Genomic DNA, 15,124 nt, shown 5'->3' on the forward strand with positions numbered 1-15,124 from the left:
ATGGAAAAAATGCGTTTAAATAAATTTATCTCGCACAACACAGGCTATTCGCGCCGTGAAGCCGACGAGCTAATCAAAAACGGCAAAGTTAGCATAAATGGGCGAGTTGTTAGTGAGTTTGTCGAAGTTAGCGGCGAAGAGAAAATTCGCATAAATGGGCGAATAATCAAGAAAAAAACCGAATTTAGCGTAATTGTCTATCACAAACCAAAGGGTGAGTTAGTCACCAAAAAAGACGACCGCGGTCGCAAGACGATTTATGACAGCTTGCCAAACGGATTTTCTAAATTTGTTAGTATCGGACGGCTGGATTTTGCTAGTGAAGGGCTTTTGCTATTAACTGACGCCCCTGCGATCGCCACGGCTCTGATGAAAAGTGACATCGAAAGGGAATACTACCTAAAAGTCAAAGGCGAAGTAACTGATGAGGTCGTAACGGCGATAAAAGAGGGCTTTTACGCGGACGACGCCACCAAGGGCGCACATGCTAAAAGCAAAATCAAATCAATGGAGTTTAAGCCGTTTTTGGCGTATCGCATAATGCCAAGCAGCGGCGGCTACACCAAAATCAAAGCTATCATAAACGAAGGGCAAAACAGAGAGTTAAGGCGGTTTTTTGGGTATTTTGATCTAGAAGTGGTGGATCTTAAACGCACGGCATTTGGGCGAGTTACGCTGGGAACTTTGAAGCCGGGCAAATGGCGATATTTGGATAGTAGCGAGTATGATGACCTGCGAGACTTTTTGAAGCAAGAAAAGGTTTATTATTAAGAGCGTAAAATGATTATTATAGATATTGAAGAAATTGATTTTCAAGAAATTTTAAATCAAATTTCATCTTATTCAGACGATGCGTTTAAACTAGCATTACAAAATATTTTTAATAAAAAAATATCAAAAGTAATTGAAAAACAAGTAGATTGTTTTGATATTGTTGTTAATACATATATTAGTTCTGAAATTTCATTTGCTGATATAAAAAAGGTTGGCGGCTTACCCATTGATGACATAAAAATATTTTTTAAAAGAAAAGATATAGATAGCCTAGTAGATATAAATTTCCCCAATGAATATAAAAGTGGTTTTTATGTCAAACAGGATAAAAAAATTTTGTATATTGAGCCTATGCCTTATAAAATAGAGCCAATAGTTCAAAAACGAGCAATAAAATATAAAAAGCAAATACAAAATATTATTATTCCAAGCGAAAAATTTATTATAAATTCAAATATTATTAAAAATTGTTTATGTGAATATAAAAATATTTTTCCTATTTTTAAATCTTGTGTTAGAGAATATACTATGTGGTATTGTTGCATTTGTGGAAAAGAATACATTTGTTCTTGTTTTAAAAATGCAATACAAATAATGCAAAAAAAATTTATTGGTGGCTCTATTACACAAAATTTAAAATATGATTTACAAAAGACTACTTTTATGGATAATATTTGTCATATGTGTAGAAAAATTCCATCTTCCCATATTTTTTATCTATATGGTGGCAAAATTGGAAAATATTATCTTCCATATATTATGCGTGAGCAATATGAAAAAAATATTGATTATAAAGAAGCAGAAAATAATATTAGAGTAGAATTGGGTATTCCTAAGATTGGCGAAGGTTGGGTTTCTCAAACACAACTTTACTACACGATTAACTTTTTGTTTCCAGAATATGAAATTCAACGAGAAGCTAGTCCAGAGTGGCTTGGGCGACAAAGATACGATATATATTTTCCAAATGAAAAACTTGCAATAGAATATCAAGGAAAACAACACTATGAGCCTGTAAATTTATTCGGCGGAGAAGAGGGCTATAAAAACACAATAGAAAGAGACAAAGAAAAATTAAAAAAATCAAAAGAAAATGGTGTCGATATTATATACATATCATACAAGGATAAATTCGATGAAAATACGCTATATAAACGCATAAAAAAATATTTGGAAAATAAATAATGGAATTAGCAATATTCTCGCTTAAATTTAGTTTTATATTTGGAATAAATGGCAACAGTGATAAACCATTTTGTGATTTCGTCAAAATTTTTGAATTAAAAATAGATAAAGAAAATAGAATTGTTGAATTAATTAGAGAACAGACATATAGTAAGGAATTAAAAAATAAATTAAGCATTTTTAGAGACAAGTATGTAGAACAAATACCACGACTGCACCAATTGGTTCAAATTTTTCAAAAATTAGAAGAAAATGAATTATTTTATGTATATTCTAGAACAGAATTTGATACATTTGATACGGCTAAAATAATTGAACTCACAAAAGAACTCAACTTGGCTAATAATAATAATTCTTGTGAAGTTATACCAAAAGAATGCGAAAATATCGTAAAAAATTATAATATGATTATTTTTTGTTTTAATGAAAATAGAAAAATCAAAATAGGACATGGCTTAAAAAAAGATAGAGTTTGCAGGTTTTGTGGTAAAAAATATGGCGAAACTACTTTTAATTCCGAAGCTCACGCAATATCAGAAGCTCTTGGAAATAAAAAATTAATTATAAACGATGAGTGTGATGAGTGTAACAAATTTTTTGATAAAAATATAGAAAAAGATTTTATTATATTTAATGATTTTTTTAGAGTATTTTATGAAATAGAAAATAAAAAACATAAAACACCAAATATTAAAAATAATGAATTTAATTTATCAAATAAAGGCGATAATAACATTTTTATTAGTGTAAAAGATAATTTTGACGGCAATAATTTACATTTGCATTTTGGAAATGGAAAGCCGCAAAATTTATATAAAGCATTATGTAAATTTGCAATAAGCGTAATAGATGAAAAATATTTATATAATTTGCAAGAAACCATACAATGGATTATGGGCAAAAAAGAAACAAAAAAACTTCCAAAAGTAATCGAAATTTTTAATCCTTACAATGTTGTAAAAGAGCCTAATATAGTTGTTTTTATTAGAAAAAACAATAGTGATTTACCTTTTATGTTTGCCACGCTGTCTTTTACTGCTATTGCATATACTTTTATAATACCTTTTTCAAACAAAGATAAATTGGATTATACAATCGAAAATAATTATAGTAAATTTTTAAATTTATTGCCTTTTTCTGAAAACAAAAATATAAAATTTCGCGATTTTTCTAGTAATGAAGAACAAGAATTTAATACAAATATAAATTTTGAGCAAAGAAAAATCGATGAAAATCACAAATTTAAGGCTTAGAAATGTCCAAAAAAATCGAAAAAACAAACGCTTGTCGCATACTTGACGGGCTTAAAATTCAGTATGAAATTTTAGAATACGAAGTAGATGAAAACAACCTTGACGCTGTGCATGTGGCAAATTCGTGCCAAAAGCCTATCGAGCAGGTCTATAAAACGATAGTTTGCGAGTGCGGAAATGAATATATCACGGCGTGTTTGCAAGGCGATTTAAACCTTGATTTAAAGGCGTTAGCTAGAATTGCGAAAGTCAAACGCGCCGAACTAATGAACTTAAAAGAGCTAACAAAAATCACAGGTTATGTTAGGGGCGGTTGTTCGCCGCTTGGCATGAAAAAGCACTTTCGCACATTTATCGACTCACGCGCACTAACACAAACGCAAATTTGCGTTAGCGCAGGAGTGCGGGGCAAACAAATTTGGCTAAATCCAAACGATTTAGCGACCGCGACAAAAGCTGAATTTGGCGAATTCGCCGTGAAATTAGAAGGCTAAATTTCGGCGCTCGAATTTACCCTAAATTTAAAAGCTAAATTTCGCTAAGAGCGCATTTCGTTTAGCAAAGCCGTAATCTTTGGCTCTTCGCTTGCTTTGATTTCGCTAGTGGCGAAGGGAGCGAGATTTCGCGCGATTTCTATCATCATATTTATGCTTAAAATCACATTTGCGTTTTGGTTCGTGTCTATGCGAGTAAAGAGCGTGTCGTTCGAAACCGCGATAAATACGGAGTTGCTCACAGCGTGCATTTGCACTGGGGAGTTTAGGCTAATGCTGATGAGTTCGAGTGTGGTTAGGATTTTGCCGTCTTTTAAAACCTCGCTGTCAAAATTCTCGCCAGCGTAAATGTCGAAAATATCGGACTTGGCGATATTTGCCTTTTGGAGTTTGAGGTGCGGGGTTTGGAGCATAAACTCACCCTTGCCAATTGCCGAAAAATCGCTAGCAAAGGCGAGCGGATAGTCAAATTTCGCTATAAATCCAGTGTAAATTTTGCCGTCATTTATGCGCCCCCACTCGAATTTATCGAGCCCTAACAAACTTTTTTTTCGTTTGTTAGTGCGCGTTAGCGCAGCATCGCCAAATTTAGCCTCGATTTCACCTATTTTGCCTACTAGTGATCGTTTGCAAACGCATGTGTTAGCGTCTTTTTTAATCGGAAGCGAGCTTAAATCCTCTAAAAAAAATGCGCCAAAGGGCTTAAAAGTAAGCCCAGTTTCCTTGGCGATCCAAAGCAAAATTTCATTATCAAACGCCTTGTCGAGCAGAGCTGAGAAGTGCTGTTTTTGGTTTTTGTCAAAATACGAGTGCGCCAAAATCCCGCAAATCCCAATCAAACAGCCCAAAATGATTTTAAATTTCAGCGAATATCCGCCACTTAAAATCAAAAACGCCAGCGCACAAACCATGCAAACGACGATAATTAGCCGTTTTTTCGCGCTCGCTTCATTTTCTAAAATCGTCTTTTTTTTCAGCTCAAACGATACTATACTCATATTTTCTCCACAAATGCTTTTTGATTATTTTTCAAAATTTTAGCCAAAATTTTAAATTTTTCCAACTCCTTTTTTAGCGTGACGGCTGGGGAGTTTTCGCCAAGGAGCGGGTATGAAATATTTGGCTCGAAGCTGTTTTTACCAAGCGCGATATATAGCCAAATTTTGCCTCCCTCGCACGCTAGGCTAAGCGGGGCTTTGAAATAATCCCTAAGTGCGATTAGCTGCTCCATAAATTTGGGCGTTAGTATGTAATGCGCGCTGATAGGATCATTTGAGTATGTGCGGAAATACTGCTCAAACTCAGCGTTATCCATACTAACGCGTTTTAGGTGTGAGTTAGCTCTGGCGTTAGTGTCGATGACATGGAGCGTGGAGGCGAAATTTTGGTTAAATTCGGCTATAAGCGTTATGCCATAAAACAGGGTTGTTAGTTTGGGCGTTTGTTTTTGGTTAGTGTGTGTTTGTGTTTGTTTGGCGAGGTAAATATCGCAAAACTGCGCCTTCACGCCCTCGATTTCCCCGGCGAAAAAATCATCGCCTCTATACACGCTAAAACCGCTTTCATAAAACCCGGGCGCGTTAAATTCGGCGAATTCGAAAAATCTCTTGCGCTCGTAGCTTAAATTTTCGTCTTTGGCGATTAGGCTTAGGATTTCGTCCTTAAAACGCGCGTTAAAGGGCGTTATAAGCCTAGCGTGCGAAATACTAAAAAACATAAGCGAGGCAAAAACGCAAATTATGCTAGAAATGAGCAAATCAGGCACAAATCGTAGCAAAATGGGAAGCAGGACGAAAATCAGAGCAAAGGAAGCGACCTTTAAAATGCGTAAATTTTTGGCGATTTTTGCGCGCTTTTTTTCTAAAATTTCCAAATTTTGGATAATTTCTTCGTTTTTAAATTTTAAAATTTTTTCCATTATTTTAGCATTTCTGATAAATTTGGCGCGCGTTTTTCGCTATCATCGGCGGCGAAAAATTCGCTTTTTTTGAAGTGAAAAAAGCTAGCGATGAGGTTTGTGGGAAACATTTCGCATGCGTTGTTATACACCATAACTGCGCCGTTGTAAGCGCGTCTAGCTGCGCTGATTTGCTCTTCGACTTCGCTTAGCGTGGCTTGGAGATGAAGGACATTTTCGTTGGCTTTTAGCTCTGGGTAGTTTTCCACAGCGATTTTTAGCGAGCCAAGAGTGCGCGAGAGTTCGGCGTTTAGGGCGAATTTTTGCGCGTCGTTTGTGGCGCTCATCGCTTCGCTTCGCAAAGCCGTGATTTTGCTCAATACTTCGCGTTCGTGCGTTAGGTAGGCTTTGACAGAGGCGAGTAAATTTGGGATCAAATCGTAGCGTTTTTTAAGCTGTGTATCGACGCTAGAAGCGATATTCGAGACCTGATTTCGTTTGGCGATTAATGAGTTATAAATGCCAATAACGGCAAAAATTAAAACTGCAATTATGGTTAAAAAGATAGTTAAAACGCCCATATTTTCCCTTTGAAAATGAAATTTTGCTATTTTAGCATAAATTATATTTAAAATTTTGCGCTTTTTAAATTTTATATAAGTAAAATTTGGATAAACTCCATTTTTCCTACAATGTGTCAAGGTAGCTCAGCTGGTTAGAGCGCTGGTCTCATAAGCCGGAGGTCGAGAGTTCAAGTCTCTCTCTTGACACCATTTTTTTATACGATTTTAAATTACACCGATTTTAGCTTAGCGTCAATTCTTTTAGCGTTTGGATATGCGCTTTTGGGGGCAGTCCATACATGCGCGCGTATTCTCTGCTAAACTGACTTGTGCTCTCATAGCCCACATCAAATGCCACTTGCGAGACCGAAGTCGTGGTATTTAGCAGCATAAATTTCGCCTCTTCTAGCCTAATTCGCTTTTGAAATTCTAGCGGCGAAAGGGCGGTAAATTTTTTGAAATTGTGGTAAAAAGACGAAACGCTAATGCCGATTTTTTCAGCCAAATCGCTCATATTTATCGCTTCATTAAAATGCGCTGAAATCTCGCTGATAGCGTGTGCGATTTGGTTTTGCATGGTGCCGTTTAGGATAAATTTGTATAAGAAATTCGCAGCCCCCTCATCGCCACTCATCAGCGAATACAAAACCTCTTTTACCGATAGATTTACCAAATACTCGCTGTGCGCGCCACCTCGTTCTAGCAAATGCACCAGCCTAGCGATAGAATCAGCCAAATCGAAGCCGATTTTGCTCACATACAGGCTCTCTTTTAGCTTTTTTTTCGACGGAGTGAAATTTATGTTTTTGATCGCCTCTGCCAAATCATCGACTTTAAATTCGACAATAATTGACAAAAGTGGGCATTGCGTAACCCTGCCCGAAATTGGTATGTGAGTAGGGGTGAGCATGAATTGGTCTTTGTTATAAAAATACTCTTTGCCGTTAAATTTCACTAGCTTGTTTCCGCGTAGAGCGATACAGATACTAGGCTTGTAAATTCCGCTGCGAAACTCGGTAATTTCGTCTGCGCGGTAAAATTTAATCTGCTCGATTTGTGTATCTATAATGCCGTAATTTGGATAATTTTTATCAATAAAATTTGCGATTTCATCTAAAATTTTGTTTTTATCTTTCATTTTTACCCCTTTTGAAATTTTGATTTATTTTAGCAAAGAATTTTAAATTTTGCAGAATTAGGCAATAAATTTGTAAAATTTGTCTATAAGAATTTTGTAAATTCGGTTATAATGTGCGAAATTTTTTAAAGGAGAATTATGGAAAATTTCAGTTTTAAAAACCCTGTGCAGGTCGAATTCGGCAAGGGTAAAGAGAAAAATATCGGCGAGTATATGGCGAAATACGGCGTGAAAAAGGCGCTTGTCGTCTATGGAAGCGATAGAGTGAAAAAATCTGGGCTTTTTGATACAGCCGTAAATTCGCTCAAAGCGCACGGCATAGAATACGCCGAGCTTGGCGGGGTCAAAAGCAATCCAGTGCTTAGCAAAGTCCATGAGGGCGTGAAAATCGCGAAAGAATTCGGTGCAGATAGCGTGCTAGCAATTGGTGGCGGAAGCGTGCTAGATAGCTGTAAGGCAATCGCGGCAGGAGCGTGCTATGAGGGCGATGTGTGGGACTTTTTCTTCGCAAAAGAGGTTCAAAAAGCACTTATGATTTTTGACATTATCACACTTGCCGCGACTGGTTCTGAGATGAATAGAGGCGGCGTAGTCACAAACGAAGCGACAAAGCAAAAATTTGGCATAGATGGCCCAGCTTTGTTCCCAAAAGTTTCAGTTATAAACCCAGAGCTTCAAGCTACCGTAACGCCTGAGTATTTGGTGTATTCGGCTAGCGATATCATCGCGCACTCGATCGAGGGCTATTTCACAGCCACAAAACACCCTGAAATCATCGATATGTATATCGAAGCAAACATCAAAACCGTTATGAAAACAACTGAAATTTTGCTTAAAAACCCTGATGATTACGAGGCTAGGGGCGATTTCGCGTGGGCTGCGACAATGGCGCTAAATGGGCTAACTTATGTGGGCGTGAGCGGTTATAGCTACCCAAATCACATGCTAGAACACGCAATGAGCGCGGTGGTCGATTGTGCGCACGGAGCGGGGCTAAGCGTGATAATGCCAGCATGGATGAAATGGTATAAGAAAAATAATGAAGCCAAATTCGCGCGTTTTGCCAAAGAAATTTTTGGGCTTGACAGCGCAGAGGCTGGAATTAACGCGCTTAAAGCGTGGTTTGATAAAATCGGCACCCCGACTACGCTTGGCGGGGTAAAAATTGGTGAAGCCAATGTGGGCGAAGTCATGGAAATCATCGTGCGAGACGCACCAAAATGGGGCTTACCACAATACGACGCAAAAGCTGTGAAAGAGATTTTTGATCTAGCAAAATAGTCTGAAATTTGGCGGAATTTTAAAATTTCGCCAAAATTTAATTTAATATCCCTCAGATTTTAACCATTCGCAGGCGCTTTGTTCGCCGTTTTTACACCTGCTTCTGAAATGTTCGACTGATGCCAAACCTCTTTGATAAACACTGCAAGCATTATCGGCATGCTCTTTGTCGCAACTTAGTTTTAGATATTTTAGTGTTTTTGGCGAATTTTCCTGTGCGCAATTACCGCGGTTGTAAATGCTGGCTAGTCTTATACAAGCAGTATAAATATGGGCTTCGTTGGAATTACATATTTTTTCATAGTATTTTATGGCTTTTGCGCCAACTTCAAAATTTTTGGTTTTATCGCAACTATTTTCTAAATTTGTCGCCAACTCAAAGCATTTATCTAAATTTCCACCCTCGCACTCTTTTTCGAGCCCTGAAATTTGTGTGTTAGCAAACGCACTAACACACAAAACCAAACAAAAAACAAAATTTTTCATAAATTTGTTAGCCTTTGTTAGCGCGTGATTTACGCCATTATTACGCCATTTCCCTCGCACACTTCGCCGATAACATATCCGTCAGTGTTAGCTAACACAAAATCAGCGTTAGCCTTCGGTGTGACTAACACCAAACCCACGCCGTTATTAAATGTGCGCTCCATTTCGCTAGCTTCGACCTTTTTGGCTAAAATTTTAAAAATCTCAGGCGTTTTGATTGCGTTTTTCTCGATTTTCGCGCCAAGCCCAGCAGGGAATACACGAGGCAGATTTTCTACTAAACCACCACCCGTGATATGCGCGCAGGCGTGAATTTTATCTTTCAGTGCCAAAAACTCTTTTACATAAATTCTAGTCGGCTCCAAAAGCGTGTCGATTAGAGTTTTTTCGCCGATTTTCTCGTCAAATTTCAACCCTAGCTCAGAAACTACTCTACGCGCTAGTGAAAAGCCGTTTGAGTGCAAACCGCTACTTGGCAAAGCAATCAAAACATCGCCACGCTCTACAAATTTCGTGCGATCTATCTCGTCTTGCTCGGCGATTCCTACGGCAAAACCAGCCAAATCGAAATCTTTGCCCTCATACATCGACGGCATTTCGGCTGTCTCGCCGCCGATTAGCGCGCACTGCGCCATTTTGCAGCCCTCGGCGATACCTGCTACTACGCGTTTTGCGCTTGCGATTTCTAGTTTTGCTGTAGCGTAATAATCTAGGAAAAATAGCGGTGTAGCGAAGTTGCAGATGAGGTCATTGACACACATTGCGACTAGATCGATACCCACGCCGTCAAGCTTGTCTGTGTCGATTGCTAGGCGAAGTTTGGTGCCTACGCCATCTGTCGCGCCCAAAATCGCTGGTTTTTTATACCCGCTTGGTAGCGCGAACGCACCGCTAAATGAGCCAATTCCGCCAATCACGCCTGGGGTCATTGTGGATTTGACTAGGGGTTTTATACTTTGCACAAACTCATTTCCTGCGTCGATATCGACACCTGCTTCTTTGTAGCTAATCACGGTTTTTCCTTTTTTTGGATTTATTAGAAAATTAAATTATTTTAGCTAAAATTGCATAAAAACGCTATAAAGGGGTGTGAAATGGCATATAAAAATGGTTATGTAATCACAGGCTCGATAGGATCTGGCAAATCTAGCGTTAGTAAAATTTTGCGTGATTTGGGCTATCAAATCATCGACGCAGACGAAATCTCGCACCAGCTACTGGACAAATCCTGGATAGATATTTCAAAAATTTTTGGCAATGAATACATTATAAAAGACGGCAAATCCGTGCGAATCCGCAGGAAAAAGCTAGGCGATTTGGTCTTTAACGACAAGGCAGAGCTTGTCAAACTAGAAGCAATCTTGCACCCAAAAATCAAAGATGAAATTCTAAGACAATCTGAAATTTTAGAACACCTAAATAAGCCGTTTTTTGCCGATATTCCGCTGTATTTCGAGCGCCAAAAATACGATGAATTCGACAAAATCATAGTCGTATATGCCCCGCACGACTTGCTTATAGAGCGCATTATGGAGCGAAACGCACTAACGCGTGAGCAAGCCGAGCTTAGAGTTAGTTTGCAAGCAGATATCGAATTTAAGCGTGCAAACGCAAATTTTGTTATAGAAAATGTTAGCGATAAAATAACACTTGAAAAAAATGTGAAAAAATTTTTAAAGGAGATAAATTGAATTTTTCAAAGTATAACGCATGCGGAAATGATTTTGTAGTAGTTGAGTTTTCACAAAGTGCCGAGCGTGGCAGTCTAGCTAGGGTGCTTTGCAACCGCGCAGAGGGTATCGGGGCGAATGGATTTATTTCGTTAAGCAACCAAAAAACCCCTGGAAGTAAAGACAATAATATCATTGTGGAATATTACAACCCAGACGGCACTAGAAGCCCGATAAGCGCAAACGCCGCAATGGTCGTGTGTATGTATGCTTATGAGCGATTTTTGGCTGGCAAAAATGTGAAATTCAAAAACGACGCCAATGTAATAAACGGCGAAATTCGCGGATTTGACACAGGCAGAAGCGTGAGTTTTGGCACAAAAAAACGAGATTCGAATTTTGGTCAAATTTATGGCATGGGCTCAAACCGCGCAATCACAGCAAATGTCGAGGTCGAGTTTGATAATGTCAATCGCCTTGGCGAGGGATTTATGAGCAATGGCCACATGTGGTATTTATACGAGGTCGGTATGCCAAATGTCGTAACCTTTGTCAAAGATTTGAGCGCATACAACCACACCCTAGCTACCGAGTTTAGCGAGAAATTTAATGCCAATGTAAGTTATGCTGAGATGAGTAACACGGGGGTTAGGGTGCGCACATACGCACACGGCGCGAAAAAAGAGGTGCTATCATGCGGAACTGGCATAGCTAGTGCATATATCGCGGGCAGAGCGCACTATAATCTGAGCGAAAACGCAAATATGGCGTGCGTGAGTGGCGAAAAAATCGGCGTAAAAATGCGTGGCGAGACTGCGTGCATATCAGGCGATGTCAGACACCTTTTCGACGGCGATTTTATCGCGTAAGGGGAGATTGTGAAAATCAAAAATATCGATCACTTTGTGATTTTAAGCGCAAATTTAGAGGCGACGCTGAAATTTTACGGCGAAATTTTAGGCCTTGAAATCGTGCAAAACGGCGCCAAAATGGCGGTTAAATTCGGAGATTCTAAAATCAATATCCACCAAAAACTAGCCGAATTTCTACCCGTAGCGAAAAATCAAACCTACGGCTCGGCTGATTTTTGCCTAATCGCTCAGGGCGACATCGATGAAATCGCGCGCGAAATCACCTCTCGTGGCGCTGTGATCGAGTTAGGACCTGTGGAACGAACCGGCGCGCTTGGCAAGATGAAAAGCGTGTATTTATACGATCCAGACGGAAATTTGGTCGAAATTTCTGTTTATTAAATTTGGGCTAAAATTTCAAAATTTCATAAATTTATCAAGGATTAAAATGAAAAAATTTCTTAAATTTGGCTTTGCAGTTTGCGTGGCTATGGGGCTTGCGGGCTGTGGCGGCGATAACGAGTGCGCGGTCTTTATCATGAACGAAAACGGACTAAACGAGCCACCATATATAAAAGAAGGTAGCAAAGCGGGCGTGTATGCGTGCAAAAGCGCCATGAGGATACGCACTATGGATATTTTGCGCCAAAGATCTTTCAAAGATAGTAGCAGAGGGAGCGCAAGTATGTTTAGTGTGTATGCTAGCATAGAAAAAGAGGAGCTAAGAATCCGGGCGAAGCGGGGCGAGATATTTTCTGATATCAACAAAATCACTAATGGAGTGCAAATCACGCCGGAGATAAAAGCTAAATTTGAGCAGGCAGATAAGGCGTTTGCGCTGCTAGAAAGCAAATCTAGCGAGAGTGAGTTTCACGATAATTTCGTGGAAGCCTTAGGGAAACTGGGCGAGTGCGATAAAGAAATAAGGCGTCAAAAAAAGGCAGATGAGGCCAAAGCAGGGGCGAAATAGTAGAATTTGGCGCGAAAACATAGCTGGTTGTGCGTGAAACCTGCGCCTTGTGATGACAAATCGAAGTAAATTTGCACCATTGTCGAAGTGGTTTAGGGAAATTTATATTTCGCTTTTAAGTGTCATTGCGAGGGATTTTGCGCCAGCAAAATTCCGTGGCAATCTACAAAGCCTAAATTACCAGCCACAAAAATGGCAAAATTTTGAAATTCTAAAAACGCATGAAATTCAAAAATTTTGCCATTTACCATATTGTTTATTTTGACTTTGTGGATTGCTTCGTCGCTGTTTCACAGCTCCTCGCAATGACATTAGCGAACGAAATTTGTATAATCTGTCATTGCGAGCGAGTGAAACGAGCGTGGCAATCTACAAAGCATAAATTACCAACCGCAAAAATGGCAGAATTTTGAAATTACAAAAACCCATGAAATTCAAAAATTTTGCCATTTGCCTTATCATTAATTTTGACTTTGTAGATTGCTTCGTCGCAAAAAAGCGTCTTGACGCTTTTTTATCCTCCTCGCAATGACATTTAAATGCAAAATTTTGCATTTATAATAAAAGGTAAAATTTCGGCGCAGTATTACAAGGTTGCGTAAGCAAAATTTCAAAATAAAATTTAAAAGTTGTATAATCACGGACTTTATTTTAAGGATTAAAAATGAAAAAATTTTTGATTTTGTGCTTTGTTTTTATTGTAATGCAAGCTTCGCAAATAGGTGATGCGAAAAATGATTTTGTGTCAGCGATTAACCATTTTTACAAGTATTTTTTAGAAAACGGACAATTCGATGAGATGGCGCAAAATATGACAAAAATCGTGTTGCCGATTAAGGTAGATGGCGTAGTTTGCGTTGATTTTGATGTAAACAACAAAAGCGAACTTGAAATAAAAATGAATAAAACTGATGAAAAATGTAGGGATTTTGCACGAAATAGTGGCAAAGTTATCGATATTAAGGGCGCACAAACTAAGGGCAAAATTATTACTCGATAATCACAACCCAAGTGCGAAGCTGTGAAACGGCACGACTTCGCACTTTATCCCCTCGATTTCAAGCGCGCCTGTATTTGCCATAGAGATCACGGCAAGGCGTGTGATTTTGAGCCGTTTTAGCTCCAAAATCAGCTTTTTAAATCTCAAAAACACAATCTCGCTCGCGCTAAATGGCACGACCAAAACCCCTAAATTTCTGCTTGGCAGGTAAAAATCCAAATCCTTGGTGTAATAAATGGGCGCGCCCAAATTTGCCAGCTCGCAATACACGGCGTTTAAAAATTTTTTCACAAAATCCTTTTTGAAACCGAGAATTTCTTTGAGATTGAAATTCGAAAAGAACATCTTTTTCGCCGCTTTTTCATCGCCAAATTTTGGGATAAAATTTATGAAATTTTCATCGTCAAATTTCGCTATGGCGGCATAGACGCTGTCCTTTGAAATGCGGATTTTTTCCTTTAAATTTGTATAAATTTTATTCGTGCTAAATGACGCTGCGACGAAAGTAGCGCACTCTTTTAAAATTTTAATCTCGTTTGCGCTTAGAGCCGATTTTAGCGCATTTTGCTCGGAATTTATGCTCCCTGCTGAGTGCAAAAGCGAACCACCCACGCTACCGCCTTGCGAGAAAAATGCCGAAATAATGGCGTTTATCTCGCTGTGTCGTTTATCAAAAGCGATAAATTCCTCAAAACAAAGTGGCGTAATTTTTAGCTTTGCAAAATTTTTTAGCTCAAAGCTACTTTTGCGCGTGGAGATGATAATGCTTTGCAAATTTTGCGAGGCGCCAGAGTTTAGTAAATTTTGCAAATGCGAAATTTCACTCGGCGAAATTTCATCTAAATTATCCAAAAAAAGCGCGATAATCTGCGAATTTTGCTCTAAAAATTTAAAAATTTTATCAAATTCATCGCTTAAATTTGAAATTTCATAACGCAAATCTGCGAAATTTATATACAAAAACTCGCCCTTTTTGAAATTTGAAATATAATCAAACAAAATCAAGCTTTTTCCCGCACCTAGCGCGCCATAAAGTATAGTTTTGGGCGTATCAATGGAGGTTTTTCTAGCTATAAATTTCGCCTCTTCTGGCGGATTGTCATAAAAATATTCTAAATTTTGCATAAAACGCATTTTAAAATTTTCCTTATTAAAAGGAAATAAATTCAGCAAAATTTACAAAATTTTAAAATTTCAAAAATTTTGCTCTAAATTTCAGAATATTTCCTTATTAAAAGGAAAAAATTCTATAAAATTCACCGAATTTCTTGACAAAATTTTGCCTTTTTCATATAATCCCAGTCTTTTGTTTTTAAGGCAAAAGGTCACGCGTTGTGACAAGTTCTTTTTAAGGAAAGCAGATGCAAAAAATCAGGTTAAAGTTAAAAGCTTATGACCATAGGGTTTTAGATCGCACAGTTGCGGCAATTGTAGAAGCCGTCAAGAGAACAGGCGCCGATGTGAGAGGTCCAGTTCCAATGCCTACGAAGATCAAACGCTACACAGTCTTGAAATCTCCACACATTAACAAAGATTCGAGAGAGCAGTTTGAGATGAGAATT

Annotated in this window: 18 protein-coding genes and 1 tRNA gene; 12 read left to right on the forward strand and 7 right to left on the reverse strand. The window is 38.3% G+C overall.

The features are described 5' to 3' along the window. The 4 genes from PF027_RS08140 to ybaK are packed head-to-tail and all read left to right on the forward strand — an operon-like array spanning position 1 to position 3,706. Entirely contained in the window at positions 1-771 is a 771-nt protein-coding gene (locus PF027_RS08140) for a pseudouridine synthase (protein WP_270872617.1), read from the forward strand. A 9-nt stretch (positions 772-780) separates the two neighbouring features. Next, positions 781-1,959, forward strand: a complete 1,179-nt coding sequence (locus PF027_RS08145) for a hypothetical protein (RefSeq protein ID WP_270872618.1) — start codon at positions 781-783, stop codon at positions 1,957-1,959. Next, positions 1,959-3,212: an HNH endonuclease gene (locus PF027_RS08150; protein ID WP_270872619.1), complete on the forward strand. Its 1,254-nt coding sequence runs from the start codon at positions 1,959-1,961 to the stop codon at positions 3,210-3,212. The genes PF027_RS08145 and PF027_RS08150 overlap by 1 nt, the downstream gene beginning before the upstream one ends. 2 nt (positions 3,213-3,214) lie before the next feature. After that, entirely contained in the window at positions 3,215-3,706 is a 492-nt protein-coding gene (gene ybaK, locus PF027_RS08155) for a Cys-tRNA(Pro) deacylase (protein WP_270867867.1), read from the forward strand. Positions 3,707-3,750: 44 nt separating this feature from the next. Here the strand turns inward: ybaK and PF027_RS08160 are convergent, their stop codons facing one another. The 3 genes from PF027_RS08160 to PF027_RS08170 are packed head-to-tail and all read right to left on the reverse strand — an operon-like array spanning position 3,751 to position 6,184. Further along, positions 3,751-4,704: a hypothetical protein gene (locus tag PF027_RS08160; protein ID WP_270872620.1), complete on the reverse strand. Its 954-nt coding sequence runs from the start codon at positions 4,702-4,704 to the stop codon at positions 3,751-3,753. Continuing rightward, complete coding sequence (locus tag PF027_RS08165; protein ID WP_270872621.1) at positions 4,701-5,624, reverse strand: DUF3137 domain-containing protein; 924 nt, start codon at positions 5,622-5,624, stop codon at positions 4,701-4,703. Before PF027_RS08165 ends, PF027_RS08160 begins: the two co-directional genes overlap by 4 nt. Next, positions 5,624-6,184 (reverse strand): LemA family protein, encoded by a 561-nt coding sequence (locus PF027_RS08170; protein WP_270872622.1) that lies wholly within the window; start codon positions 6,182-6,184, stop codon positions 5,624-5,626. Before PF027_RS08170 ends, PF027_RS08165 begins: the two co-directional genes overlap by 1 nt. Positions 6,185-6,299: 115 nt before the next feature. Here PF027_RS08170 and PF027_RS08175 point away from each other — a divergent pair. Then, a tRNA-Met gene (locus PF027_RS08175) sits at positions 6,300-6,376 on the forward strand. Positions 6,377-6,407: 31 nt separating this feature from the next. Here the strand turns inward: PF027_RS08175 and PF027_RS08180 are convergent. Then, positions 6,408-7,304 (reverse strand): AraC family transcriptional regulator, encoded by an 897-nt coding sequence (locus tag PF027_RS08180; protein ID WP_270872623.1) that lies wholly within the window; start codon positions 7,302-7,304, stop codon positions 6,408-6,410. A gap of 138 nt (positions 7,305-7,442) precedes the next feature. On the opposite strand from PF027_RS08180, the gene PF027_RS08185 reads away from it, so the two are divergent. Beyond that, positions 7,443-8,585, forward strand: coding sequence for an iron-containing alcohol dehydrogenase (locus PF027_RS08185; protein ID WP_270872624.1), 1,143 nt, complete (start codon positions 7,443-7,445; stop codon positions 8,583-8,585). A 42-nt stretch (positions 8,586-8,627) separates the two neighbouring features. Here the strand turns inward: PF027_RS08185 and PF027_RS08190 are convergent, their stop codons facing one another. Both PF027_RS08190 and purM read right to left on the reverse strand, forming a co-directional pair. Continuing rightward, positions 8,628-9,071 (reverse strand): hypothetical protein, encoded by a 444-nt coding sequence (locus PF027_RS08190; RefSeq protein WP_270872625.1) that lies wholly within the window; start codon positions 9,069-9,071, stop codon positions 8,628-8,630. A 29-nt stretch (positions 9,072-9,100) separates the two neighbouring features. Then, on the reverse strand, positions 9,101-10,084 hold the full coding sequence (gene purM, locus PF027_RS08195) for a phosphoribosylformylglycinamidine cyclo-ligase (RefSeq protein ID WP_270872626.1): 984 nt from the start codon (positions 10,082-10,084) through the stop codon (positions 9,101-9,103). Positions 10,085-10,165: 81 nt separating this feature from the next. Between purM and coaE the strand changes: the two genes are divergently transcribed. From coaE to PF027_RS08220, 5 genes are all read left to right on the forward strand, one after another. After that, positions 10,166-10,762 (forward strand): dephospho-CoA kinase, encoded by a 597-nt coding sequence (gene coaE / locus PF027_RS08200; RefSeq protein WP_270872627.1) that lies wholly within the window; start codon positions 10,166-10,168, stop codon positions 10,760-10,762. Beyond that, complete coding sequence (locus tag PF027_RS08205; RefSeq protein WP_270872628.1) at positions 10,759-11,610, forward strand: diaminopimelate epimerase; 852 nt, start codon at positions 10,759-10,761, stop codon at positions 11,608-11,610. Before coaE ends, PF027_RS08205 begins: the two co-directional genes overlap by 4 nt. A 9-nt stretch (positions 11,611-11,619) precedes the next feature. Further along, a complete protein-coding gene (locus PF027_RS08210) occupies positions 11,620-11,994 on the forward strand; it encodes a VOC family protein (protein ID WP_270867877.1) in 375 nt (124 codons plus the stop codon). Positions 11,995-12,040: 46 nt separating this feature from the next. Next, positions 12,041-12,562: a hypothetical protein gene (locus tag PF027_RS08215; RefSeq protein WP_270872629.1), complete on the forward strand. Its 522-nt coding sequence runs from the start codon at positions 12,041-12,043 to the stop codon at positions 12,560-12,562. A 664-nt stretch (positions 12,563-13,226) separates the two neighbouring features. Further along, entirely contained in the window at positions 13,227-13,562 is a 336-nt protein-coding gene (locus tag PF027_RS08220) for a hypothetical protein (protein ID WP_270872630.1), read from the forward strand. Here PF027_RS08220 and PF027_RS08225 read toward each other — a convergent pair whose 3' ends face one another. Next, positions 13,563-14,687, reverse strand: coding sequence for an AAA family ATPase (locus PF027_RS08225; protein ID WP_270872631.1), 1,125 nt, complete (start codon positions 14,685-14,687; stop codon positions 13,563-13,565). It abuts the gene before it with no gap. Between the two features lie 236 nt (positions 14,688-14,923). On the opposite strand from PF027_RS08225, the gene rpsJ reads away from it, so the two are divergent. Further along, positions 14,924-15,124 (forward strand): 30S ribosomal protein S10 (gene rpsJ / locus PF027_RS08230; RefSeq protein WP_270877270.1); only part of this gene is annotated, 201 nt, incomplete at its 3' end.

It is taken from the genome of Campylobacter sp. VBCF_01 NA2, assembly GCF_027797205.1.
Taxonomy (GTDB): domain Bacteria; phylum Campylobacterota; class Campylobacteria; order Campylobacterales; family Campylobacteraceae; genus Campylobacter_B.